At 56.7% G+C, this 21,239-nt stretch carries 22 protein-coding genes and 1 tRNA gene; 18 read left to right on the top strand and 5 right to left on the bottom strand.

Annotation, left to right across the window (positions count from 1 at the left end):
- A tRNA-Met gene (locus KDX39_RS05475) sits at positions 1–77 on the bottom strand.
- Between the two features lie 258 nt (positions 78–335).
- Between KDX39_RS05475 and dinB the strand changes: the two genes are divergently transcribed.
- Entirely contained in the window at positions 336–1,397 is a 1,062-nt protein-coding gene (dinB, locus tag KDX39_RS05470) for a DNA polymerase IV (protein ID WP_231659648.1), read from the top strand.
- Between the two features lie 33 nt (positions 1,398–1,430).
- Here dinB and KDX39_RS05465 read toward each other — a convergent pair whose 3' ends face one another.
- From KDX39_RS05465 to KDX39_RS05455, 3 genes are all read right to left on the bottom strand, one after another.
- Positions 1,431–2,387 (bottom strand): hypothetical protein, encoded by a 957-nt coding sequence (locus tag KDX39_RS05465; protein WP_231659647.1) that lies wholly within the window; start codon positions 2,385–2,387, stop codon positions 1,431–1,433.
- A 68-nt stretch (positions 2,388–2,455) separates the two neighbouring features.
- A complete protein-coding gene (locus KDX39_RS05460) occupies positions 2,456–4,171 on the bottom strand; it encodes a proline--tRNA ligase (protein WP_231659646.1) in 1,716 nt (571 codons plus the stop codon).
- 170 nt (positions 4,172–4,341) lie between these two features.
- Positions 4,342–5,685, bottom strand: a complete 1,344-nt coding sequence (locus tag KDX39_RS05455; protein ID WP_231659645.1) for an OprD family porin — start codon at positions 5,683–5,685, stop codon at positions 4,342–4,344.
- 963 nt (positions 5,686–6,648) lie between these two features.
- Between KDX39_RS05455 and KDX39_RS05450 the strand changes: the two genes are divergently transcribed.
- Positions 6,649–7,074, top strand: coding sequence for an HIT domain-containing protein (locus tag KDX39_RS05450; protein WP_231659644.1), 426 nt, complete (start codon positions 6,649–6,651; stop codon positions 7,072–7,074).
- Between the two features lie 2 nt (positions 7,075–7,076).
- Positions 7,077–7,283, top strand: coding sequence for a SlyX family protein (locus KDX39_RS05445; RefSeq protein ID WP_231659643.1), 207 nt, complete (start codon positions 7,077–7,079; stop codon positions 7,281–7,283).
- 59 nt (positions 7,284–7,342) lie between these two features.
- Here KDX39_RS05445 and KDX39_RS26345 read toward each other — a convergent pair whose 3' ends face one another.
- Complete coding sequence (locus tag KDX39_RS26345) at positions 7,343–7,948, bottom strand: cold-shock protein (RefSeq protein ID WP_269439834.1); 606 nt, start codon at positions 7,946–7,948, stop codon at positions 7,343–7,345.
- A 458-nt stretch (positions 7,949–8,406) separates the two neighbouring features.
- Here KDX39_RS26345 and KDX39_RS05435 point away from each other — a divergent pair, with 458 nt between their 5' ends.
- The 15 genes from KDX39_RS05435 (at position 8,407) to queE (ending at position 21,233) form a co-directional block, all read left to right on the top strand.
- Complete coding sequence (locus KDX39_RS05435; protein WP_004879132.1) at positions 8,407–8,880, top strand: Dps family protein; 474 nt, start codon at positions 8,407–8,409, stop codon at positions 8,878–8,880.
- Between the two features lie 324 nt (positions 8,881–9,204).
- On the top strand, positions 9,205–9,549 hold the full coding sequence (locus KDX39_RS05430) for a ribbon-helix-helix domain-containing protein (RefSeq protein WP_180274416.1): 345 nt from the start codon (positions 9,205–9,207) through the stop codon (positions 9,547–9,549).
- 289 nt (positions 9,550–9,838) lie between these two features.
- Entirely contained in the window at positions 9,839–11,614 is a 1,776-nt protein-coding gene (gene aspS, locus KDX39_RS05425) for an aspartate--tRNA ligase (protein ID WP_025994454.1), read from the top strand.
- A gap of 113 nt (positions 11,615–11,727) precedes the next feature.
- Entirely contained in the window at positions 11,728–12,474 is a 747-nt protein-coding gene (locus KDX39_RS05420) for a YebC/PmpR family DNA-binding transcriptional regulator (RefSeq protein ID WP_099229777.1), read from the top strand.
- 129 nt (positions 12,475–12,603) lie between these two features.
- The gene (gene ruvC, locus KDX39_RS05415) at positions 12,604–13,128 is read left to right on the top strand and encodes a crossover junction endodeoxyribonuclease RuvC (RefSeq protein ID WP_004879140.1); all 525 of its coding nucleotides are present in this window, start codon (positions 12,604–12,606) and stop codon (positions 13,126–13,128) included.
- Positions 13,129–13,234: 106 nt separating this feature from the next.
- Positions 13,235–13,843, top strand: coding sequence for a Holliday junction branch migration protein RuvA (gene ruvA, locus KDX39_RS05410; protein ID WP_004879141.1), 609 nt, complete (start codon positions 13,235–13,237; stop codon positions 13,841–13,843).
- Positions 13,844–14,902 (top strand): Holliday junction branch migration DNA helicase RuvB, encoded by a 1,059-nt coding sequence (gene ruvB / locus KDX39_RS05405; RefSeq protein WP_099229781.1) that lies wholly within the window; start codon positions 13,844–13,846, stop codon positions 14,900–14,902.
- A 135-nt stretch (positions 14,903–15,037) separates the two neighbouring features.
- Positions 15,038–15,505: a tol-pal system-associated acyl-CoA thioesterase gene (gene ybgC / locus KDX39_RS05400; RefSeq protein ID WP_004879146.1), complete on the top strand. Its 468-nt coding sequence runs from the start codon at positions 15,038–15,040 to the stop codon at positions 15,503–15,505.
- The gene (gene tolQ, locus KDX39_RS05395; protein ID WP_004879148.1) at positions 15,495–16,190 is read left to right on the top strand and encodes a protein TolQ; all 696 of its coding nucleotides are present in this window, start codon (positions 15,495–15,497) and stop codon (positions 16,188–16,190) included. The genes ybgC and tolQ overlap by 11 nt, the downstream gene beginning before the upstream one ends.
- A 14-nt stretch (positions 16,191–16,204) precedes the next feature.
- Positions 16,205–16,669: a protein TolR gene (gene tolR, locus KDX39_RS05390; RefSeq protein WP_002554654.1), complete on the top strand. Its 465-nt coding sequence runs from the start codon at positions 16,205–16,207 to the stop codon at positions 16,667–16,669.
- Entirely contained in the window at positions 16,669–17,742 is a 1,074-nt protein-coding gene (tolA, locus tag KDX39_RS05385; RefSeq protein WP_099229783.1) for a cell envelope integrity protein TolA, read from the top strand. The genes tolR and tolA overlap by 1 nt, the downstream gene beginning before the upstream one ends.
- A complete protein-coding gene (tolB, locus tag KDX39_RS05380) occupies positions 17,739–19,040 on the top strand; it encodes a Tol-Pal system beta propeller repeat protein TolB (RefSeq protein WP_099229785.1) in 1,302 nt (433 codons plus the stop codon). The genes tolA and tolB overlap by 4 nt, the downstream gene beginning before the upstream one ends.
- A 52-nt stretch (positions 19,041–19,092) precedes the next feature.
- Complete coding sequence (gene pal / locus KDX39_RS05375) at positions 19,093–19,590, top strand: peptidoglycan-associated lipoprotein Pal (protein ID WP_025994450.1); 498 nt, start codon at positions 19,093–19,095, stop codon at positions 19,588–19,590.
- Between the two features lie 6 nt (positions 19,591–19,596).
- Positions 19,597–20,412 carry a tol-pal system protein YbgF gene (ybgF, locus tag KDX39_RS05370; protein WP_054998489.1) on the top strand — a complete coding sequence of 272 codons (816 nt, stop codon included), beginning with the start codon at positions 19,597–19,599 and terminating at the stop codon, positions 20,410–20,412.
- A 173-nt stretch (positions 20,413–20,585) separates the two neighbouring features.
- Positions 20,586–21,233: a 7-carboxy-7-deazaguanine synthase QueE gene (gene queE, locus KDX39_RS05365; protein ID WP_231659642.1), complete on the top strand. Its 648-nt coding sequence runs from the start codon at positions 20,586–20,588 to the stop codon at positions 21,231–21,233.
- Positions 21,234–21,239: the final 6 nt, after the last annotated feature.

Below are 21,239 nucleotides of genomic sequence, written 5' to 3'. Positions count from 1 at the left end.
TGGTTGCGGGAGCCGGATTTGAACCGACGACCTTCGGGTTATGAGCCCGACGAGCTACCAGACTGCTCCATCCCGCGTCTGTGTGGCGGCATTCTACAGAGAGTTGTCGGGGTGTCAATGATTAGTTTGAGAAAAGTGCTTTTCCTTCAATTGGTTAGTGAGGCGAAGCGGATGAGTGAAGGACCTTTGACGCCCGGCCCGTCGGGCTTCAGGAGGCGTTCACGCGTAAAAAGCGCATAAACGCTGCCTTTTCATCTCGCATTTTCAGGACGAGCGTGTCACCTGTTGATAGCAGTGAGATACTGCGTGGCCATGGACATCAACTTCATCAGGTCATGACGCAGCGCAAAATCATCCACATCGACTGTGACTGCTTTTACGCAGCCATCGAAATGCGCGACGACCCGAGTCTGGCAGCCAAGCCCCTGGCGGTAGGAGGCTCGGCGGAGCGGCGAGGTGTTATCGCCACCTGTAACTACGAGGCGCGTGCGTATGGCGTGCGTTCTGCCATGTCTTCTCGACATGCCCTCAAGCTCTGTCCGGACCTGACCATCGTCAAGCCACGCATGGATGCCTATAAAGAAGCGTCGAAGGAAATCCAGACGATATTTCGTGATTACACCGACCTGATCGAGCCACTGTCTCTGGATGAGGCGTTTTTGGATGTCTCCGATTCGAGCCATTTTTCCGGGAGTGCAACGCGCATCGCTCAGGATATTCGGCGAAGGGTCTCCAATCAGTTGCACATCACCGTGTCGGCGGGTGTTGCGCCCAACAAGTTTCTGGCCAAAATCGCCAGCGACTGGAAAAAGCCGAATGGGCTGTTTGTCATTACCCCGGATCAGGTTGAAGACTTTGTCGCATCACTGCCAGTCAATAAGCTGCACGGGGTGGGCAAGGTCACTGCCGACAAGCTGGGTCGTCTGGGGATTGTCGACTGCGCGGATCTGCGCAGTCGTAGCAAGCTGGCGCTGGTGCGCGAGTTCGGCAGTTTTGGCGAGAGGCTCTGGAGTCTTGCGCATGGCATCGATGACCGGCCTGTGCAGAATGACAGTCGGCGTCAGTCGGTCAGTGTCGAGAATACGTACGAGAAGGATCTGCCTGATCTGGCCAGTTGCCTGGAAAAGCTGCCTGCCTTGCTGGAAACACTGACTCATCGCATGGCACGAATGGAAGGCCAGTACCGTCCGGGCAAGCCCTTCGTCAAAGTGAAATTCCATGACTTCACTCAGACCACGCTGGAGCAGACTGGAGCTGGCAGGGATCTGGGCAGTTATGAACAGTTATTGGCGCAGGCCTTCGCTCGGGGAGGAAAGCCGGTTCGGCTGCTGGGCGTGGGTGTGCGCCTGCACGACTTGCGTGCAGCGCACGAGCAGTTGGAGCTGTTTAAGCGGTAACAGGCGGCTCCGCAGGATTGCGGAGCCTGATGCTCACGGCGTTTCTGCGGGAACCGCAACCAGACGACCTGCATCCTTGGCGAGGGACTTCAGAAACTCATTCTGCAGTTGTGGATCGTTGCGAGTCAGTTCGATGAGGCTCTGTTCCAGTTCGCTGGCTTCTTCTTCGAGACCAAGGTCCGACAGACGCTTGACCCGATGCACCCACTGGCTCACTTCATCATCTTCCAGATCGTCGTAGATCAACGCATGCGCTTCCAGTAATTTTCCGCGCAGTGAATGGCTGATTGGCAGGCTCGCATTGGCGTGTGCGTTGTCCTGTTCGTCTTCGACATTGATGTAAAGACGAGTGACGCGGCTCAGGTCCTGCTCTGCGAAGGGGCTGTCCAGCAGGTTGAGCCTCAGTACGCCGTTGCGGTCAGTGGCCATCTCGTGGGTTTCGTTACCCGCCTTGACCATGACCGAGCGCTCGTTCCACGGCAGTGTGGAGTTCTCGATGCGCTTGTCCTTCTGGATCTCATCGATACCTGCCAAGTTTTGCTGAGCACGTCCGTGGGAAGGTGCGTTCATGAACGGGTTCATTCCGGCGACACCGTAGCTGATCCAGTCCTTGGTCACGCTTTCCGGCAGACTGCCCAGTGCGAAGACGTTGACCACATTGGCGCCCACACCCGCCACGACCGCGACTGCGCCCAACGGAATTTCATAGATCTCCCGCCAGGGCTGATAGGGCGTATAGCGGTCGTAATGACGCGTGACTTCAAAGTCGGTTACTTCAAACGACTTGTGCTCGTGGATGCGCACACGACGTTGAGGCAGCTCCAGTGTCTTGGGTTCGCCGATGTCGACCTGCAAGGTGTGCTCAAGCAATTTTCGCTCGACACGTTCCTCATGTTCGCTGCGCTGCGACAACTGATTGGCACAGCCACCGACGAGGAAAGTGCCGCAGAGAACGGCACTGCCGAGGCTTAGGGTGCTTCGTTTGAGCATGGGATCTCTTGATGCGGATGGGGCCTGTGATGAGTGGCGCACCGACCGATGTCGATGCGCCTTTTGACTCAGCGTTTCACGCGGCCCTGGATGAACGACAGCACGTCAGCAACTGCAATGGCTTGCGGTTGCGACTCGGTACGGCTCTTGTATTCCAGATTCCCTTCGGCCAGACCGCGATCACTGACCACGATGCGATGCGGGATGCCGATCAGTTCCATGTCTGCGAACTTGATGCCGGGGCTGGTTTTCTTGTCGCGGTCATCGAGCAGCACTTCAAAACCGGCGGCTTTCAGTTCGGCGTACAGCTTGTCTGTCGCTTCACGTACGGCGTCGGTTTCGTAGCGCAGCGGGATCAGGGCGATCTGGAAGGGCGCCAGTGTGTCGTTCCAGATAATGCCGTTCTCGTCGCTGTTCTGTTCGATGGCTGCGGCAACTACGCGGGATACGCCAATGCCGTAGCAACCCATGGACAGGTTGACCGGCTTGCCGTTCTCGCCCAGGACCTGGCACTTCATGGCTTCGCTGTACTTGGTGCCCAGCTGGAAGATATGGCCGACTTCGATGCCACGCTTGATTTCCAGCGTGCCCTTGCCATCCGGGCTCGGATCACCTGCAACCACGTTGCGCAGATCGGCAACGGCCGGAACCGGCAGGTCGCGCTCCCAGTTGACGCCGAAGTAGTGCTTGTCATCGATATTGGCACCGACACCGAAATCGCTCATCAGCGCGACCGAGCGATCGATGATGCAAGGCAGTGGCAGGTTGAGCGGGCCCAGTGAGCCTGCGCCTGCACCGATGGCGTCACGCAGTTCGGCTTCGGACGCCATCACCAGAGGGTCTGCGACCTGATCCAGTTTGGCGGCCTTGATTTCGTTGAGTTCGTGGTCGCCACGAATGATCAGCGAAACCAGCTTGCCTTCTTCGGCGGCATGCACCACCAACGTCTTGACGGTCTTTTCGATCGGCAGATTGAAGCTTTCTACCAGTTGCGCGATGGTCTTGGTGTTCGGCGTGTCGACCAGACGCAGCTCTTCAGTCGGGGCGGGGCGCGATGTTTCGCGTGGCACGGCTTCGGCTTTTTCAATGTTGGCCGCGTAGTCGGAGCCATCGCTGAACACGATGTCGTCTTCGCCGGACTCGGCCAATACGTGGAACTCGTGGGAGCCTGCGCCACCGATCGAACCGTTATCCGCCTCGACCGGACGGAATTTCAGGCCCAGGCGGGTAAAGATATTGCTGTAAGCCTGATGCATGCGGTCGTAGGTTTCCTGCAGCGACGCATGATCGGCGTGGAACGAGTAGGCGTCCTTCATGACGAACTCGCGACCGCGCATCAGGCCGAAGCGTGGACGGATCTCGTCACGGAATTTGGTCTGGATCTGGTACAGGTTGATCGGCAGTTGCTTGTAGCTGTTCAGCTCGTTGCGGGCCAGATCGGTGATGACTTCTTCGTGGGTCGGGCCCAGGCAGAAATCACGGTTGTGGCGGTCGACCAGGCGCATCAGTTCCGGGCCGTACTGCACCCAGCGGCCGGACTCCTGCCACAGTTCTGCGGGTTGAATGCCCGGCATCAGGATTTCGAGTGCGCCTGCAGCGTCCATTTCCTCACGAACGATGGCTTCTACCTTACGCAGCACGCGCAGTCCCATCGGCAGCCAGGTGTACAGGCCGGAGGCGAGCTTGCGGATCATACCGGCGCGCAGCATCAGCTGATGGCTGACCACGACCGCATCGGAAGGGGTTTCTTTCTGTGTGGCGAGCAAAAATTGACTGGTGCGCATGGTTGGCCGTTGTCGGTTGCTGAGACTGGAAATGACTCGGGATTGTACGGTGATGTGCCGGTGGCGTACAGGGCAGGGCGGTCCGTCGGGTTGTGCGTCTGAGCTTTCGAGCGGGTAAGAAAAAGCCCGGCATGAGCCGGGCCTTTCTATTGCCGAGTGCAGAACCGTGATTACAGGATCGAAATCGGGTAGTCGACGATCAGGCGGAACTCGTTGACGTCGCCGTCAGCCTGAGCATCGTTGCCACGGTGCCATGCTTGACGCATGCGGAAGGACAGGTCTTTTGCAGGACCGCCTTGCACGACGTATTTGGCTTCAAGGTTGGTCTCGTGATGCTTACCGTTTGCGCCGTACATGTTCGCATACAGGCTGGAAGCATCAACTTTGGTACCGTCGATATTGTCACCGTTGAGGTAACGAGTCATGAAGCTCAGGCCGGGAACGCCATAAGGACTCATGTTCAGGTCGTAACGAACTTGCCAGGATTTTTCGCCAGGACCGTTGAAGTCGGAGTACTGAACGGAGTTGGCCAGGAAAATCGAGTCGCCGCCACGGTTTTTGCTGCCAATACCGATGTAGTCGAACGGAGTATCACCGTCAACCTTCTGGAAAGCGACGGTAATCGTATGCGCTGCAAGGAATGAATAGGCGGCAGATGCGGAGTAAGTAGTGTTGTTGATCGAGCCTGCGTCGGAGCTACCTTCATCGAGTGTGCGGTAAAGATTCACATCGAAAGCCAGGGATTGATCTCCACCGAGCGGCAGTACGTAATTGACGTTACCGTAGTATTGATTCCAGATGTCTTCGAGTCTGGAAGCATAGAAGGCCACGCCAAGGCTATCGGTTACTGCGTATTTGCCGCCCATGAAGTCAGCACTTTTGGCTGGCAAACCGTTAAATCCGTTGGCGTAGGTTGCCCAGATCGTTCCCTCGTGGCTGGTGGTATCTTGACCTGTACCTGAATAGAAGTGACCTGCTTCCAGATCGAGACCTTTGAACTCGCTGCTCTGCAGGCTCAGGCCGCTTGCGGTCTGTGGCAGAAGGCGAGAGCCGCCTACAGCGAATACAGGGCTTGTGGGTTGCATGTCGCCGATTTTCAGCTCGGTTTTGGAGACGCGGAACTTGACCGCACCACCGATCTTGCCAAATGTATCTTCGTTGTCCCGATCAGCGCCGTCAGCTGACGTTGCCAGGTTGCCTGAACCCGAATACTTGTCAGGGCCCCACAGCTTCAAACCGAAGTATCCGAACGCCTCGACCCCTACGCCAACGGTGCCCTGAGTGTAGCCGGAGCTGAAGTTGGTCCATAGGCCCTGGGTCCAGTCACGATCGTCCTGAGAGCCGCCTTTCTTGTCACGGTTGTAATAATAATTGCGCAATTTCAGGTCGAGCGTGCTGCCTTCAACAAAACCCTTGGCTTCAGCCTGATCACTGACGAACGGTGCCGCTGTTGCCAGTTGGGCGCTGGCTGCGGTAACGGCCAGTGCGATTGCGCTCCACTTCATCACTCTCATCGTGATTGCTCCTTTGGTTTTAGAAGGTACTCAAGCCGTCCCACCTGTTTTTTATCTGGGCGGCCTTTTCTATTTTTATGTCGGCGGAAAAACTACATCACGCTGACGATGCTTGCGATAGGTGCAGCCCTATCCTTTCGGAATCTTTACGGCGGTGTCGCTGGGTGCGTCATCCTTGTTGGCGCTTTGCTTGACCGTTTTGGGCGGTTCCAGACAATGGCCTCGAGAAAGGGCCTGCCCGGTCCTGCCGGTCGACAGCGTCATTGCATAACGCGAACTGTTTTCCCTTGGTCAGTTTCGCTTCTGTTTTCCGCCAGAAGCACAGTGACCATATGGGTGATATAGCAACAAGCGTGCACAAAATTCCGTCGAATGAAAAAAAATTGTGAAAAATCAGAATCAGCGTCGACTTTACGCTGTATCCGATTGTTTTAGCGTGAAATTTTCCACAATAAATTTTTCACACACGATGCGTCTCAGACCTCGAAATGGCGGCAGCGCCCGGAATTGTTACCTGTTCACACCTGTATTTGTGTAAATCACGCACCCTCAGTGTTGATCGTGCAACATCGGTGTGTGGTTTTGGTGCACTGCCCCACGCGACTGCCTGACTCTGGAGCGGTGCTCATTCGAGGTTCATGTTGATCGAGACCCTGTTTCATTTTCATGACCCGGACTCAGGTTTTTGAGTGATCAAAGCGGATCGAGTACTTATTTCCTGATAACCGGCGCTGATTTCTGACGCTCGCGCTCGGTTCAATTCAGTGCGGTTTCAGAAGTTTCGGCTGCATTCTGGTGCGAACGAAGACGGGATGTTGTCAGCTGTTATTCAGTACATCGCCCGATGCCGCGCCTGGCGGGATGAAGCGTCGCCCGATCCCGCGTATCCTCCCAGCAATCTTCAGGCATCCTGCTATCCACAGGGCAGGCCAGCCACTTATCTGGCAATCAGGAGCTTTTATCGTGTTCGTTCTGGATTCACGTCTGCTGCAAGACACCCGGTCCCTTGGCGACTTTCCTTTGTGTCGGCTGTTGCTATCCAATGATTCGAACTACCCGTGGTTCATTCTTGTGCCACGTCGCGCCGACATCAGTGAGATTTTTGAGCTTTCCGCGCAGGATCAACTGCAGCTCTGGCAGGAAACCACCACTTTGTCGCAGATGCTCAAGGATGTGTTCAGCGCTGATAAGCTCAATGTTGCGGCGCTTGGCAATGTCGTCAGCCAGCTTCATGTGCACGTCATCGTACGTAAGCGCGACGACATTGCCTGGCCTGCGCCGGTATGGGGCAAGCACCCGGCCGTTCCTTATACGGATGAGGCGTTTGCTGCCATTCGTGAAAGGCTGAAGCCTGCATTGACTGCTGATTTCCGATTTGAGGGGGAATAATCATGAACCTTGATGAGCGAGTCATGGAGCTTGAGAGCCGTCTGACCTTTCAGGACGATACTATTCAGGCATTGAACGACGTACTGGTAGCGCAGCGACGCGAGCTTGACCAGTTGCAACTGCAGATGGCGGCCATGCTCAAACGGCAGGAGGAGCTGGGCAATCAGTTCGAAACCTACGAAGAAGATGCGCCGCCACCTCATTACTGACAGGCATAAAAAAACCGCGGCCTCCCATGGAGGTCGCGGTTTTTTATTACCGTGGGTGATCAGCGGCGGGGTAGCGCCGCGATGACGTCTTCAGCTTGCAGGCCCTTGTCTCGATTCATCACGGAGAACTCTACGCGCTGACCTTCGACCAGCACGCGATGACCCTCACCGCGAATGGCGCGAAAATGCACAAAAATATCGTCGCCGGAGTCACGCGAGATAAAGCCGAAGCCTTTCGAGGTGTTGAACCACTTCACAGTGCCTGTATCACGGTTGCCCATGTCATGGTTCTGCGGTGCGGGCGAAGGGGAGGATCTATAGAAGCTCACCCCAAGGTGCAGGGCGACGGCGACGATAGCCGTTACCAAACCGGCAATGATCGCTGGCTGGCCTGCTATGTATTGCAGTGGAACAAGCAACGTGAGGATTTGCAGCACAACGGCAAGAACGAGCAATGCACTGACCAGATTTTGCAGCGTGTGACGTGTACCTCGATTCCAGTAGGGAATTACCGGAGCGAGAATCAGGTTGAGTAGCCCCAGAAAAGCCAGAAAAAGCGCGTCAGGCTGTTGCAGGTAGGGAGCGACTGCTTCGCTACGCAGACTGGGGATGAAAGAAAGCAACAGAGCTGCTGCTCCCGTTACCAGGTGGACAATTTTCAACATTTTAAAAAGCTCACAGGTCAAGAAGGATTACAAGAAATAGCGGGTAACGCCCGGTACGCTTCTGAACAGGAGGAGGCGTGATACACGAGCGATGGGCCAGCCTATGCGCCAAGCCGGATGACAATGCTTCAGCGACACGCGGTGTATTTAACAGCAAAGCCCGATGCTACTCAAATCAGTCGTTTACGCAGTCAAAAACGGCGTATGAACCGCAGCGTAACCCTCACCATCGCCCGCCCTGAAAGCACCGAGACAGAGCCTTGCAACGGCTTGCTGTCGGGTTTTTCGATCCTGATTCTCACAGATGTCAGAAAAAGGGCCTGGCTAACGTCTGCGGTATTTCTTCCGCGGATGCGTCGGCCGTTGGCGGCGCGTCGACAGAAGCTGCGCGACTCGTATTCTCTTGATAGAGTAGCGGTGGTTACTGCTTTCCAATCCTCACTAAAAGGGCATGAAACATGGCAATCGATATTGGTATCAGTGAAGAAGATCGCAAATCGATCGTTGACGGTCTTTCGCATCTGCTTTCGGATACTTATGTGCTTTATCTCAAGACCCACAACTTTCACTGGAACGTCAGTGGGCCAATGTTTCGTACGCTCCATCTGATGTTTGAAGAGCAATATAATGAACTGGCTCTGGCAGTCGACTCCATTGCCGAGCGTATTCGTGCACTGGGTTTTCCTGCGCCGGGTACTTATTCGACCTATGCGCGTCTTTCGACCATCAAGGAAGAAGAGGGCGTGCCAAGTGCCGAAGATATGATCAAAAGTCTGGTTCAGGGTCAAGAGGCTGTTGTCCGCACGGCGCGTAGTATTTTTCCGTTGCTGGATAAAGTCAGTGATGAGCCTACCGCGGACTTGTTGACACAGCGCATGCAGGTTCATGAAAAAACTGCATGGATGTTGCGTTCGATGCTTGAGTCGAAGTAATGATATCGGCGAGTGGCACGCTGTGCCGCTCGTCAGCACCACCTGCGCTGCCTTCTTTTTCTGTGGGTCTCCAGCCCCCGGTCTGGCTGATTTCGTCTTTTTGTTTGATACCCCTATAACTATCAACTGCCTCCGTGGCGGTTTTTGAGTGATCGCTGTCGAAAATCTTGATATTCCTTAGTCTCCTGTAGTCATCTCCTACGAAGAGCAAGTGCAATCGCCGCTGGATATAAGTTTATGGATCAGGCTTTATAGGTCAGGTATTCACTTGTTTATAAATGTTTCTTTTTCCTGTTCCGAACTTAACTTTCAGAGGAGATCAAGATGATGTCACGAGGTGTCGAACGTGAGGTCAAAGATTTAAGTCGTCATGCGACAATACGCGACGATCCTTTCGTCGAGGATTTCAACATGACGCTGGCACAACCCCATTCCAAGTCGGTTCGACTCAATGGGCTGGCAACCTGCCTGCGTCTCGAAAATGTGTACTGGAACATATTGTCCGGCATTGCACACTCCAATAACTGCTCGGTGAACGCCGTGCTTTCCTACATTGATAGAGAGGTTCATCTGCGCTACGGCGGTGTGAAGAATTTCAGCGGTCTGATTCGCGTCGTCTGTGTGGCGCATCTTCTTAAGACCGATCGTCTGGACATCTACCAGGCCTAGCTCGACTCCCTCATTCTGCGGGCTCGCCTCTGGCGGGGCCGCGCCTTCCCGGTGCCGCGAGCGAACCGCTTCAGCGCACGGGGCAGCCACGAACTTATCCTGACGGGATAGGTTCGTTCGGCTGCACGGCATCGATTAACTCTATATAATCCTCCGCCTTGCTAACAGGCATGACTCTGCGTGGGCGAGGGCTGGCTTGAACTGTGTGCCGGTGCCTTGCACTATTGAGCGCAAGCCAGGAGCGAAAGCCCCACCGAATTTTCGAATTACGAGAAGTGAAACCACCATCATGATGCGCAGCCATTATTGCGGCCAACTGAACGAGAGCCTGGAAGGTCAGGAAATTACCCTTTGCGGATGGGTCCACCGTCGCCGTGACCATGGAGGCGTTATCTTCCTCGATATCCGCGACCGTGAAGGCATGGCTCAAGTGGTGTTCGACCCTGATCGTGCAGACACTTTCGCCGCTGCCGACCGTGTTCGCAGCGAATATGTGGTCAAGGTTGTCGGCAAGGTCCGTGCGCGTCCCGCCGGTGCCGTGAACCCCAACATGGCCTCGGGTGCCATCGAAGTGCTGGGCTATGAGCTGGAAGTGCTGAACGAGTCGGAAACGCCGCCGTTCCCGCTTAACGAATATTCCGATGTCGGCGAAGAAACCCGCTTGCGGTATCGCTTCATCGACCTGCGTCGTCCGGAAATGGCTGAAAAGCTGCGCCTTCGTTCGCGCATCACGACCAGCATCCGTCGCTATCTGGATGACAACGGCTTCCTCGATGTCGAGACGCCGATCCTGACGCGCGCTACGCCGGAAGGCGCTCGCGACTATCTGGTCCCGAGCCGCACACACCCAGGCAGCTTCTTCGCGTTGCCGCAATCGCCTCAGTTGTTCAAACAACTGCTGATGGTCGCCGGCTTCGATCGTTACTACCAGATTGCCAAGTGCTTCCGCGATGAAGACCTGCGTGCCGACCGCCAGCCGGAATTCACCCAGATCGACATCGAGACCAGTTTCCTCGACGAAAAAGACATCATCGGTCTGACCGAGAAGATGGTCCGTCAGTTGTTCAAGGAAGTCCTTGATCTGGAATTCGGCGAATTCCCGCACATGACCTTCGAAGAAGCCATGCGTCGCTACGGTTCCGACAAGCCGGACCTGCGTAACCCACTGGAACTGGTCGACGTTGCCGATCAGCTCAAGGAAGTCGAGTTCAAGGTATTCAGCGGCCCTGCAAACGATCCGAAGTGCCGCATCGCTGCGCTTCGTGTTCCGGGCGGGGCGAGCATGCCGCGCAAGCAGATCGACGACTACACCAAGTTCGTCGGCATCTACGGTGCCAAGGGCCTGGCGTACATCAAGGTCAACGAACGCGCCAATGGCGTGGACGGGCTGCAGTCGCCTATTGTCAAGAACATCCCTGAAGCCAACCTCAACGTGATCCTTGATCGTGTGGGTGCGGTAGATGGCGATATCGTGTTCTTCGGTGCCGACAAGGCCAAGATCGTCAGCGAAGCGCTGGGTGCACTGCGGATCAAGGTCGGTAACGATCTGAAGCTGCACACCTGCGAGTGGGCTCCGATGTGGGTCGTCGACTTCCCTATGTTCGAAGAGAACGACGACGGCAGCTTCACCGCGCTGCACCACCCCTTCACTGCACCCAAGTGCACACCTGAAGAGCTGGAAGCGAACCCGGCCACGGCGTTGTCCCGTGCCTATGACATGGTTCTGAACGGCACCGAGCTGGGTGGCGGTTCGATCCGTATCCATCGCAAGGAAATGCAACAGGCGGTATTCCGTCTGCTGGGCATCGCCGAAGACGAGCAGCAAGAGAAGTTCGGCTTCCTGCTGGACGCTTTGAAATACGGAGCGCCACCGCACGGTGGTCTGGCGTTCGGTCTGGACCGTCTGGTCATGCTGATGACTGGCGCTCAGTCGATTCGTGAAGTCATTGCCTTCCCGAAAACCCAGAGCGCTGCGGACGTCATGACCCAGGCACCGGGTGTCGTTGATGCCAAGGCCCTGCGTGAACTGCACATTCGCCTGCGCGAACAGCCAAAGGCCGAGTGATGCCGGGCAGGGCGTATCCTGGATACGCCCTGCATTGCCCGAATCGAGTGAAGCTTTTTGCCTGATGCATGGGCGAAAAGTGAAGGTGTTTCGAAAAGAATCTGGAGCGAGAGATGGCAGGTCATTCTAAGTGGGCGAACATCAAGCACCGCAAAGAGCGTCAGGATGCCAAAAAAGGCAAGATCTTCACCAAGTGGATTCGTGAACTGACCGTTGCCGCCCGTCAGGGTGGAGGCGATCCAGGCTCCAACCCACGTCTGCGTCTGGCGCTGGACAAGGCGCTCAGTGCGAACATGACCCGTGACACCATTGATCGTGCTGTGGCGCGTGGCGTTGGCGCGTCCGATGGTGATGATGTCGAAGAGCTGGGTTACGAAGGCTACGGCCCCGGTGGCGTGGCGATCATGGTCGAGACCATGACTGACAACCGCAACCGGACGGCAGCTGCCGTGCGTCATGCGTTTACCAAGTGCGGTGGCAATCTGGGCACCGACGGCTCCGTCGCCTATCTGTTCGATCGCAAGGGACAGATTTCCTTCGCGGCCGGTGTCGATGAGGATGCCTTGATCGAAGCGGCAATGGAGGCAGATGCCGACGACGTCGTGACCAATGAAGACGGTTCCATTGATGTCTTCACGTCCTTTTCCGGATTCTACGCAGTGCGTAACGCGCTGGAAGCCGCCGGTTTCAAGGCATCCGACGCGGAAATCGTCATGTTGCCGACCACCAGTGCCGTGCTTGATCTGGAAACCGCCGAAAAGGTACTCAAGCTGATCGACATGCTTGAAGACCTGGATGACGTGCAGAACGTCTATTCCAACGCGGAAATCCCGGACGAGGTTATGGAACAGCTAGGCTGATTGCCATTAACTACGCTGTAATAGAAGCCGGAGGAACGAAGCCGTGAGTGACATGCGGCTATCGGCCTCCGGCTTCTGCCTTTATGCTGCGCTCATTGTGTTGCGTCACCTTCTCTAGCTGCAGGCGTTATGACTCTTATTCTTGGTATCGACCCCGGTTCGCGAATCACTGGCTATGGCGTGGTGCGTGATACCGGCCGTGGCTGTGTCTACGTGGCATCGGGGTGTATTCGCACTGGCAGTGGTGAGCTGCACGAACGGCTGCAGATCGTCTATCGCGGTGTTCGCGAGGTGATCAAGACGTACGGACCGGTGACCATGGGCATCGAAAAAGTCTTCATGGCGAAAAACGCCGACTCCGCGCTCAAGCTCGGCCAGGCCAGAGGCGCCGCCATCGTGGCGGGGGCCGAGGAAGAACTCGAGATTGCCGAATATACGGCGACCCAGGTCAAGCAGGCTGTAGCGGGTACCGGCGGAGCCAATAAAGAGCAGGTGATGATGATGGTCATGCATCTGCTCAAACTGACTCAGAAACCACAGATCGATGCCTCCGATGCTCTGGCCATTGCGTTGTGCCATGCGCACACACGTTCCAGTCTTCTCCCCCACGGCTTGAGCACTGCCCGCAGCCGGGGCGGCAGGTTGCGTCTGTGACTGCATCATTCGCACGCATTTTTTTACTTGCAGGGCTTGCTGGCTCTGTGATGATTGTTCTCAACTTTTTCGCGCAAGCGACAGGCAACACGAAAGGATCTGAAACGTGATTGGACGTTTACGCGGCTTTCTCGCCGAAAAACAGCCTCCGCATCTGGTGCTGGACGTCAATGGCGTCGGTTACGAGCTGGAGGTGCCGATGACTACGCTCTACCGGCTACCTCACGTCGGTGAGCCCGTGACCCTGCATACCCATCTCGTGGTTCGTGAGGACGCGCACCTGCTGTATGGCTTTTACGAAAAGCGCGAGCGCGAACTGTTTCGAGAGCTGATCCGTCTGAATGGTGTCGGTCCCAAGCTGGCGCTGGCATTGATGTCGGGTCTTGAAGTCGATGAACTGGTGCGCTGCGTTCAGGCCCAGGACACCTCCGCGCTGACCCGCATTCCCGGTGTCGGCAAGAAGACTGCCGAGCGCCTGCTGGTGGAACTCAAGGACCGCTTCAAGGCCTGGGAATCGCTGCCCGGGACGTTCACGCTGGTTTCCAGTGGTCCGAATCAGGCTGAGCCGGTGGCGTCGGCCGAGTCCGATGCGGTCAGTGCGCTGATCTCGCTGGGCTACAAGCCTCAAGAGGCGAGCAAGGCCGTTTCCGCCATCAAGGAAAAAGATTTGAGCAGTGCCGATCTCATCCGGCGTGCATTGAAGGGGATGGGATAAGTGATAGATGCTGACCGTTTGATAACCGCTACCGGCGGCCGTGATCGCGACGAACAGCTGGACCGTGCGATTCGCCCGCTGAGTCTGGCCGACTACATTGGCCAGCCTACGGTTCGCGAGCAGATGGAGTTGTTTATCCAGGCTGCGCGAGGCCGTAATGAATCTCTGGATCACACGCTGATCTTCGGGCCTCCAGGTCTGGGCAAGACCACGCTGGCCAATATCATCGCCCAGGAAATGTCGGTCTCGATCAAGAGCACGTCCGGGCCGGTACTCGAACGGCCCGGTGATCTGGCCGCGATTCTGACCAATCTTGAACCCAACGACGTGCTCTTCATCGATGAGATTCACAGGCTGTCGCCCATTGTGGAAGAAGTCCTGTACCCGGCGATGGAAGACTTTCAGCTGGACATCATGATCGGGGAGGGGCCTGCCGCACGGTCCATCAAACTCGATCTGCCGCCGTTCACGCTGGTCGGCGCGACCACCCGTGCGGGCATGCTGACCAATCCGTTGCGTGACCGTTTCGGAATCGTCCAGCGCCTGGAGTTCTACAGCATCGCCGATCTGTCGACGATCGTGACCCGGTCAGCCGGCATTCTCGGGCTGGTCATCGAGCCGGAAGGCGCGTTCGAAATTGCACGCCGTGCGCGAGGCACCCCGCGTATCGCCAACCGTCTGCTGCGTCGTGTGCGTGACTTCGCCGAAGTGCGCGGCAACGGGCAGATTACCCGGCAGACCGCAGACAAGGCCTTGAACCTTCTTGACGTCGACGAGCATGGTTTCGATCATCAGGATAGACGCCTGCTGTTGACCATGATCGAGAAATTCGATGGTGGTCCGGTGGGTGTCGACAGTCTCGCGGCTGCCATCAGTGAAGAGCGCCATACGATTGAGGACGTACTGGAACCCTATTTGATCCAGCAAGGCTATATGATGCGCACACCACGCGGTCGGGTCGTGACCCGTCATGCCTATCTGCACTTCGGGCTGAACATCCCTTCCAGGATGGGAGAGCTGCCGACCGCCGAGGAGTTTGTGGATGATCCGGCTGATTAAATGTGACGTCATGCAATTTAATCGCCGTCTGTGTGTCACATTGCCAGTCTCGTGGACGTTACAGGTGGCGAGCGGCAAGTCGTTGAAAAACAGTTGCCTGACCCGATTGGCAACGTGAGGAGTAAGCACTAGAGTATGCGCGCGCAAAACGGGGTTCAGTCGTTCGCACATCGCTGTCGCGTTTATTACGAGGACACCGATGCTGGCGGCATCGTCTACTACGTCAATTATCTGAAATTCATGGAACGGGCTCGTACCGAGCGGCTGCGCGATCTTGGTTTCGCTCAGTCCGCAATGGCGCAGGACAATCTGCTGTTTGTCGTGCACTCCAGCGAAGCGCGTTATCACAAGCCTGCGCGGCTGGATGACGAATTGCTCGTCAGTGCACAAGTAACCGAATTGAACCGTGTCAGCCTGCGCTTTCAACAGCAAGTCAGGCGGGCGTCGGATGCAACGCTGCTCTGCGAGGGGCAGTTCTTGGTGGCGTGTGTAAGCGCCGATAGTTTGAAACCCCGGGCCATTCCCGAAGCTCTGCGAGCGGCCTTTGCCGATCAGAGCGGCGCGGGCACACATTCAGAGCAGGAGATAAAGCGTGGAAGCTAACGTCGTCGACCATTCCTCCATGTGGAGTTTGGTCAGCAATGCCAGCATTGTTGTTCAGTTGGTAATGCTGATTCTGGTGGCCGCCTCGGTCACTTCATGGATCGTGATTTTTCAGCGCAGCAACATGCTGCGTGCAGGTCGGCGCGCACTGGACAGCTTTGAAGAGCGTTTCTGGTCCGGTATCGATTTGTCCAAGCTGTACCGTCAGGCAGGCAGCAACCCTGATCCCGACTCGGGCGTCGAGCAGATCTTCCGTGCAGGCTTCAAGGAGTTCTCCCGCCTGCGTCAGCAGTCCGGCGTTGATCCTGACGCGGTGATGGAAGGTGTGGCCCGTGCCATGCGCGTTGCCATTTCCCGCGAGGAAGAAAAACTGGAGTCCGGCCTGTCGTTTCTGGCAACCGTAGGTTCGACCAGCCCGTACGTCGGTCTGTTCGGTACCGTCTGGGGGATCATGAACTCCTTCCGTGGTCTGGCAACCGCTCAGCAGGCGACGCTCGCCACTGTGGCGCCAGGTATCGCAGAAGCCCTTATCGCAACAGCCATCGGCCTGTTCGCGGCAATCCCGGCCGTTATTGCCTACAACCGTTTCTCCGCGCGCAGCGAGACTCTGATCAGCCGTTACTACACGTTCGCTGAAGAGTTCCAGGCCATCCTGCACCGTAAAGTGCACACCAGCGAAGAGTGAGCAGGTAATTCCCCATGGCTTTAATCGCTCGAGATCGACGCAGAAAACGCAAGCCGGTCGCCGAAATGAACGTAGTGCCCTACATCGACGTGATGCTGGTGTTGCTCGTGATTTTCATGGTGACGGCTCCCATGATCAACCAGGGCGTGAAGGTCGACTTGCCCAAGGTCTCCAGCGAGGCTTTGCCGCAGGACAACAACAATCAGGTCCTGACCATTTCGATCAAGGCTGACAAGACCTACTACTGGAACCTTGGCAGCGAAGTCGACACAGACAAGCAGATGGACAAGGCAATGACCTTGCCGCAGCTGACTGCCGCCGTCACCAAGATCGTCGCTGCCGGGCGTGATGCCGGCAAGCAGACGCAGGTGTTCATCCGTGGTGACAAGACCGTTGATTACGGTTCGGTCATGGGCACGATGGGTGGGTTGCAGAAAGCCGGGGTAGGGAATGTTGGCTTGATTACCGAGGCCCCCTGATGCAGCCGATTCGAGAGCCGTCTGCCTCGGAAAGCTATTTCTGGCCCAGTGTCTGGGCTGTGGCGTTGCACATCCTGATTTTCGGCATGCTCTTTGTGAGCTTTGCGATGACGCCCGACCTGCCTGAAGCCAAGCCTATCGTTCAGGCAACGCTCTATCAGCTCAAGTCCAAAAGTCAGGCGACGACCCAGACCAACCAGAAAATTGCTGGCGAGGCGAAGAAGACCGCTGCACGACAGACTGAAGTCGAGCAGTTGGAACAGAAGAAAATCGAGCAGTTGAAGCAGGAAGCTGTTAAAGCTGCGGAACAAAAGAAAGAAGAGTCAGCTCAAAAAGCGGAAGAACAAAAGGCGGCGGACGAAGCCAGGAAGGCCGAGCAGAAAGCGGAAGAGGCCAAAAAGGCCGACGATGCCAAGAAAGCTGATGAGGCCAAGAAGGTCGCCGACGCCAAAAAGGCTGAAGAGAAGCAGTTGGCCGACATAGCCAAGAAAAAAGCCGAAGACGAAGCGAAGAAGAAAGCCGAGGAAGACGCCAAGAAGGCTGCTGCCGAGGAAGCCAAGAAGCAGGCTGCTGACGAGGCCAAGAAAAAGGCCGCTGAAGACGCCAAGAAGAAGGCTGCCGAGGACGCGAAGAAGAAAGCCGCTGCGGACTCCGCCGCTAAAAAGGCGCAGGAAGCTGCCCGTAAATCTGCAGAAGACAAGAAGGCGCAGGCACTGGCCGATCTGCTGTCCGACAAACCGGAACGGCAACAGGCTCTGGCAGACGAACGTGGCGACGAAACCGCCGGCAGTTTCGACGATCTGATCCGCGTGCGTGCATCCGAAGGCTGGAGTCGTCCTCCATCGGCACGTAACAACATGTCGGTAACGTTGCAGATCGGCATGTTGCCGGACGGCACAATCGCCTCTGTGTCGATTGCCAAGTCCAGCGGGGACGGGCCATTTGACAGTTCTGCGGTTGCTGCGGTGAAAAACATTGGGCGTTTGACAGAAATGCAGGGTCTGAAGCCCGCTGACTTCGCTCCCTATCGTTCATTCAAGATGACATTCACACCTGGAGATCTAGCCTTGTGATCAACCTTTTTCGAGGACTGCTTTTCGTTCTCTGCTGTGCAGCCGGAGTGGCGGCCGCAGAAGAAAAGAACATTCTGGTCACCAGCGGCAGTGACCGTGCCACACCGATCGCTGTCGTACCGTTTGGCTGGCAGGGCGGCAACGTGCTGCCGGAAGACATGGCGGAGATCATTGGCAATGACCTGCGCAACTCCGGCTATTACTCGCCGATCCCGAAGCAGAACATGATCAGCTTGCCGACCCAGGCCAGCGAAGTCATTTTCCGTGACTGGAAAGCACTGGGTGCCCAGTACGTCATGGTCGGCAACATTGTTCCTGCAGGCGGTCGTCTGCAGATTCAATACGCGCTGTTCAACGTCGCTACCGAGCAACAGGTCCTGACCGGTAACGTTTCCGGCACCAATGACCAGTTGCGCGACATGGCGCACTACATTGCAGACCAGTCGTTCGAGAAGCTCGTCGGCATCAAGGGTGCGTTCTCGACGCGCATGCTGTACGTCACGGCAGAGCGTTTCTCGGAAAACAATACGCGTTACACCCTGCAGCGTTCGGACTACGACGGTGCGCGTGCGGTAACGCTGCTGCAGTCGCGTGAGCCTATCCTTTCGCCGCGCTTCGCGCCGGACGGCAAGCGCATTGCGTACGTATCGTTCGAACAGAAGCGTCCGCGCATCTTCGTTCAGCACATCGACACCGGTCGTCGCGAGCAGATCACCAACTTCGAAGGCCTGAACGGCGCGCCTGCGTGGTCGCCGGATGGCACCAGGCTGGCATTCGTTCTGTCCAAGGACGGCAACCCGGAAATCTACGTGATCAACCTGGCTTCGCGTCAGTTGAGCCGCGTGACCAACGACTCTTCCATCGACACCGAACCGTTCTTCGGCAAGGATGGCTCGACGATCTACTTCACGTCGGACCGTGGTGGAAAGCCGCAGATCTATAAAACCAATATCAACGGCGGTGGTGCCGAACGTGTTACGTTCGTGGGTAACTACAACGCCAATCCGAAATTGTCAGCCGATGAAAAGACGCTGGTGATGATTCACAGGCAGGACGGCTTCACTAATTTCAAGGTCGCAGTGCAGGATTTGGCCCGCGGAAGCGTAAAAATCCTCACAGATAGCAACCTTGATGAGTCGCCTACTGTTGCGCCCAACGGCACCATGGTAATCTACGCCACCCGCCAGCAGGGCCGGGGAGTCTTGATGCTCGTGTCCATTAACGGACGCGTAAGGCTCCCGCTTCCTACCGCTCAAGGCGAAGTCAGAGAACCTTCCTGGTCCCCTTACCTGAACTGACGCGGCGCTACACGATTTGCTTAACACACTGGGGTTCATTAGGAGTTTCAAGATGGAAATGCTGAAGTTTGGTAAGTTTGCTGCGCTGGCTCTGGCCATGGCTGTAGCTGTAGGTTGCTCGTCCAAAGGCGGCGACAATGCCGGTGCTGGCGCTGTCGACCCTAACGCTGGTTACGGCGCCAACACTGGTGCTGTTGACGGTTCCCTGAGCGAAGAAGCTGCTCTGCGCGCAATCACCACCTTCTACTTCGAATACGACAGTTCGGACCTGAAGCCAGAAGCCATGCGCTCCCTGGACGTGCACGCTAAAGACCTGAAATCCAACGGCGCTCGCGTTGTTCTGGAAGGCAACACCGACGAACGTGGTACTCGTGAGTACAACATGGCACTGGGCGAGCGTCGTGCGAAAGCCGTTCAGCGCTACCTGGTACTGCAAGGTGTTTCCCCAGCTCAGCTGGAACTGGTTTCCTACGGCGAAGAGCGTCCAGTTGCTACTGGCAACGACGAGCAGTCGTGGGCTCAGAACCGTCGCGTCGAACTGCGTAAGTAATTTGACATGCGAACGTGCCGACGTGCTCTAACCGTTTTGGCCCTCGCCCTTCCGCTTTCAGCGTTGGGTGCGGCTCCTGTGGTCGATAACAATTCTGGCTCTGGCAGCAGCAGTTATCCGCCAGCGGGTTATGGCACGTCCGGCGCCTATGCCGGGGGAGGGGTTACACCCCCTCCCTCGGCACAAGGTCAGCTGTTCATGCAGTTGCAGCAAATGCAGGAAGAGATCGCGCGTTTGCGCGGGCTTGTCGAGGTTCAGCAGAACGATATCCAGCGCATGAAGCAGGAAGCCCTGGAGCGTTATCAGGAACTCGATCAGCGTATAGCCAGTGGCGCTGCCGCTCCGGCTACCAATAATTCCCAACCTTCTGGTGGCGCTGTAGACGCCAGTGGGACGCCGTCGGCTCAAGCCGCTCAGGCACCGGCAGCAGGCACCGAGCCTCCTGATCCGGCGAAGGAAAAGCTTTATTACGAAGCAGCCTTCGATCTGATAAAGGCAAAGGATTTCGACAAGGCCAGTCAGGCCTTCACCGCTTTCCTGCGCAAGTATCCCAACAGTTCGTATGCGGGCAACGCTCAATACTGGCTGGGTGAAGTGAATCTGGCCAAGGGTGACCTTCAAGGCGCAGGTCAGGCATTCGCCAAGGTGAGTCAGCAATACCCCAAGCACGCCAAGGTTCCTGATTCGCTGTACAAACTGGCCGATGTTGAGCGCCGCCTGGGTCACAATGACAAGGTAAAAGGCATTCTGCAGCAGGTTGTTGCCCAATATCCGGGTACTTCTGCCGCCCAGTTGGCACAGCGAGACCTTCAGCGGCTTTGATGTCCTGACTCGCAAATCAAGAAAGCCGCGCTCGTCGCGGCTTTTTTCGTTAGAATCTCGCACCCGAAATTCCGGTACACACATTACGCTTCTCTGGATTCTGCGAGTGCAGGGTTCCTTGAAGTGCCTGACGGAGGCGGACGGCCTGTTTAGCTGTTACGCCCGTGGCTGATATGCAAGACACATTACGCATCACTGAAATATTTCACTCGTTGCAGGGTGAAACCCGAACGGCTGGGCTGCCCACCGTATTTGTACGCCTGACCGGCTGCCCCTTGCGCTGCCAGTACTGTGACAGCGCCTACGCTTTCACTGGCGGCACCATCCAGACGCTGGACGACATCATGGGGCAGGTCGCGGCCTATCGTCCTCGCTATGTGTGCGTGACCGGTGGCGAGCCACTGGCCCAGCCCAATGCGATCCCTTTGCTCAAGCGCCTGTGTGACGAAGGCTACGAGGTTTCGCTGGAAACCAGCGGTGCGCTGGATATCTCGGCGGTCGATCCCCGTGTCAGCCGCGTCGTCGATCTCAAGACCCCCGGGTCGAAAGAGGTCACGCGCAACCGCTACGAAAACATGGAGCTGCTCACGCCCAACGATCAGGTCAAATTCGTGATCTGTTCGCGGGAAGATTACGACTGGGCCGTTTCCAGACTCATTCAATACGGGCTTGATCGCCGGGCCGGCGAGGTTCTGTTTTCCGCCAGCCATCATGAGCTGAAAGGCCGTGATCTGGCCGACTGGATCGTGGCGGACAACCTGCCTGTACGCTTGCAGATGCAACTGCACAAATTTCTTTGGGACGACGAGCCGGGGCGCTGAGATGAC

The sequence above is a fragment of the Pseudomonas sp. CDFA 610 genome (assembly GCF_021147865.1).
In the GTDB taxonomy this organism is placed as follows: Bacteria; Pseudomonadota; Gammaproteobacteria; order Pseudomonadales; family Pseudomonadaceae; genus Aquipseudomonas; species Aquipseudomonas alliivorans.
Note: the sequence above shows the minus strand (reverse complement) of the source record. Positions and strands in the feature narration are given on the sequence as shown.

What these genes read in the sequence shown, in the direction of transcription:
- pal (WP_025994450.1), top strand. Translation starts at nt 19,093, where the DNA reads ATGGAAATGCTGAAGTTTGGTAAGTTTGCTGCGCTGGCTCTGGCCATG.
- KDX39_RS05435 (WP_004879132.1), top strand. Translation starts at nt 8,407, where the DNA reads ATGGCAATCGATATTGGTATCAGTGAAGAAGATCGCAAATCGATCGTT.
- ybgC (WP_004879146.1), top strand. Translation starts at nt 15,038, where the DNA reads ATGCGCGCGCAAAACGGGGTTCAGTCGTTCGCACATCGCTGTCGCGTT.
- KDX39_RS26345 (WP_269439834.1), bottom strand. Translation starts at nt 7,948, where the DNA reads ATGTTGAAAATTGTCCACCTGGTAACGGGAGCAGCAGCTCTGTTGCTT.
- KDX39_RS05465 (WP_231659647.1), bottom strand. Translation starts at nt 2,387, where the DNA reads ATGCTCAAACGAAGCACCCTAAGCCTCGGCAGTGCCGTTCTCTGCGGC.
- KDX39_RS05430 (WP_180274416.1), top strand. Translation starts at nt 9,205, where the DNA reads ATGATGTCACGAGGTGTCGAACGTGAGGTCAAAGATTTAAGTCGTCAT.
- tolR (WP_002554654.1), top strand. Translation starts at nt 16,205, where the DNA reads ATGGCTTTAATCGCTCGAGATCGACGCAGAAAACGCAAGCCGGTCGCC.
- KDX39_RS05460 (WP_231659646.1), bottom strand. Translation starts at nt 4,171, where the DNA reads ATGCGCACCAGTCAATTTTTGCTCGCCACACAGAAAGAAACCCCTTCC.
- aspS (WP_025994454.1), top strand. Translation starts at nt 9,839, where the DNA reads ATGATGCGCAGCCATTATTGCGGCCAACTGAACGAGAGCCTGGAAGGT.
- KDX39_RS05455 (WP_231659645.1), bottom strand. Translation starts at nt 5,685, where the DNA reads ATGAGAGTGATGAAGTGGAGCGCAATCGCACTGGCCGTTACCGCAGCC.
- KDX39_RS05445 (WP_231659643.1), top strand. Translation starts at nt 7,077, where the DNA reads ATGAACCTTGATGAGCGAGTCATGGAGCTTGAGAGCCGTCTGACCTTT.
- ybgF (WP_054998489.1), top strand. Translation starts at nt 19,597, where the DNA reads ATGCGAACGTGCCGACGTGCTCTAACCGTTTTGGCCCTCGCCCTTCCG.
- queE (WP_231659642.1), top strand. Translation starts at nt 20,586, where the DNA reads ATGCAAGACACATTACGCATCACTGAAATATTTCACTCGTTGCAGGGT.
- tolA (WP_099229783.1), top strand. Translation starts at nt 16,669, where the DNA reads ATGCAGCCGATTCGAGAGCCGTCTGCCTCGGAAAGCTATTTCTGGCCC.
- KDX39_RS05420 (WP_099229777.1), top strand. Translation starts at nt 11,728, where the DNA reads ATGGCAGGTCATTCTAAGTGGGCGAACATCAAGCACCGCAAAGAGCGT.
- ruvC (WP_004879140.1), top strand. Translation starts at nt 12,604, where the DNA reads ATGACTCTTATTCTTGGTATCGACCCCGGTTCGCGAATCACTGGCTAT.
- dinB (WP_231659648.1), top strand. Translation starts at nt 336, where the DNA reads ATGACGCAGCGCAAAATCATCCACATCGACTGTGACTGCTTTTACGCA.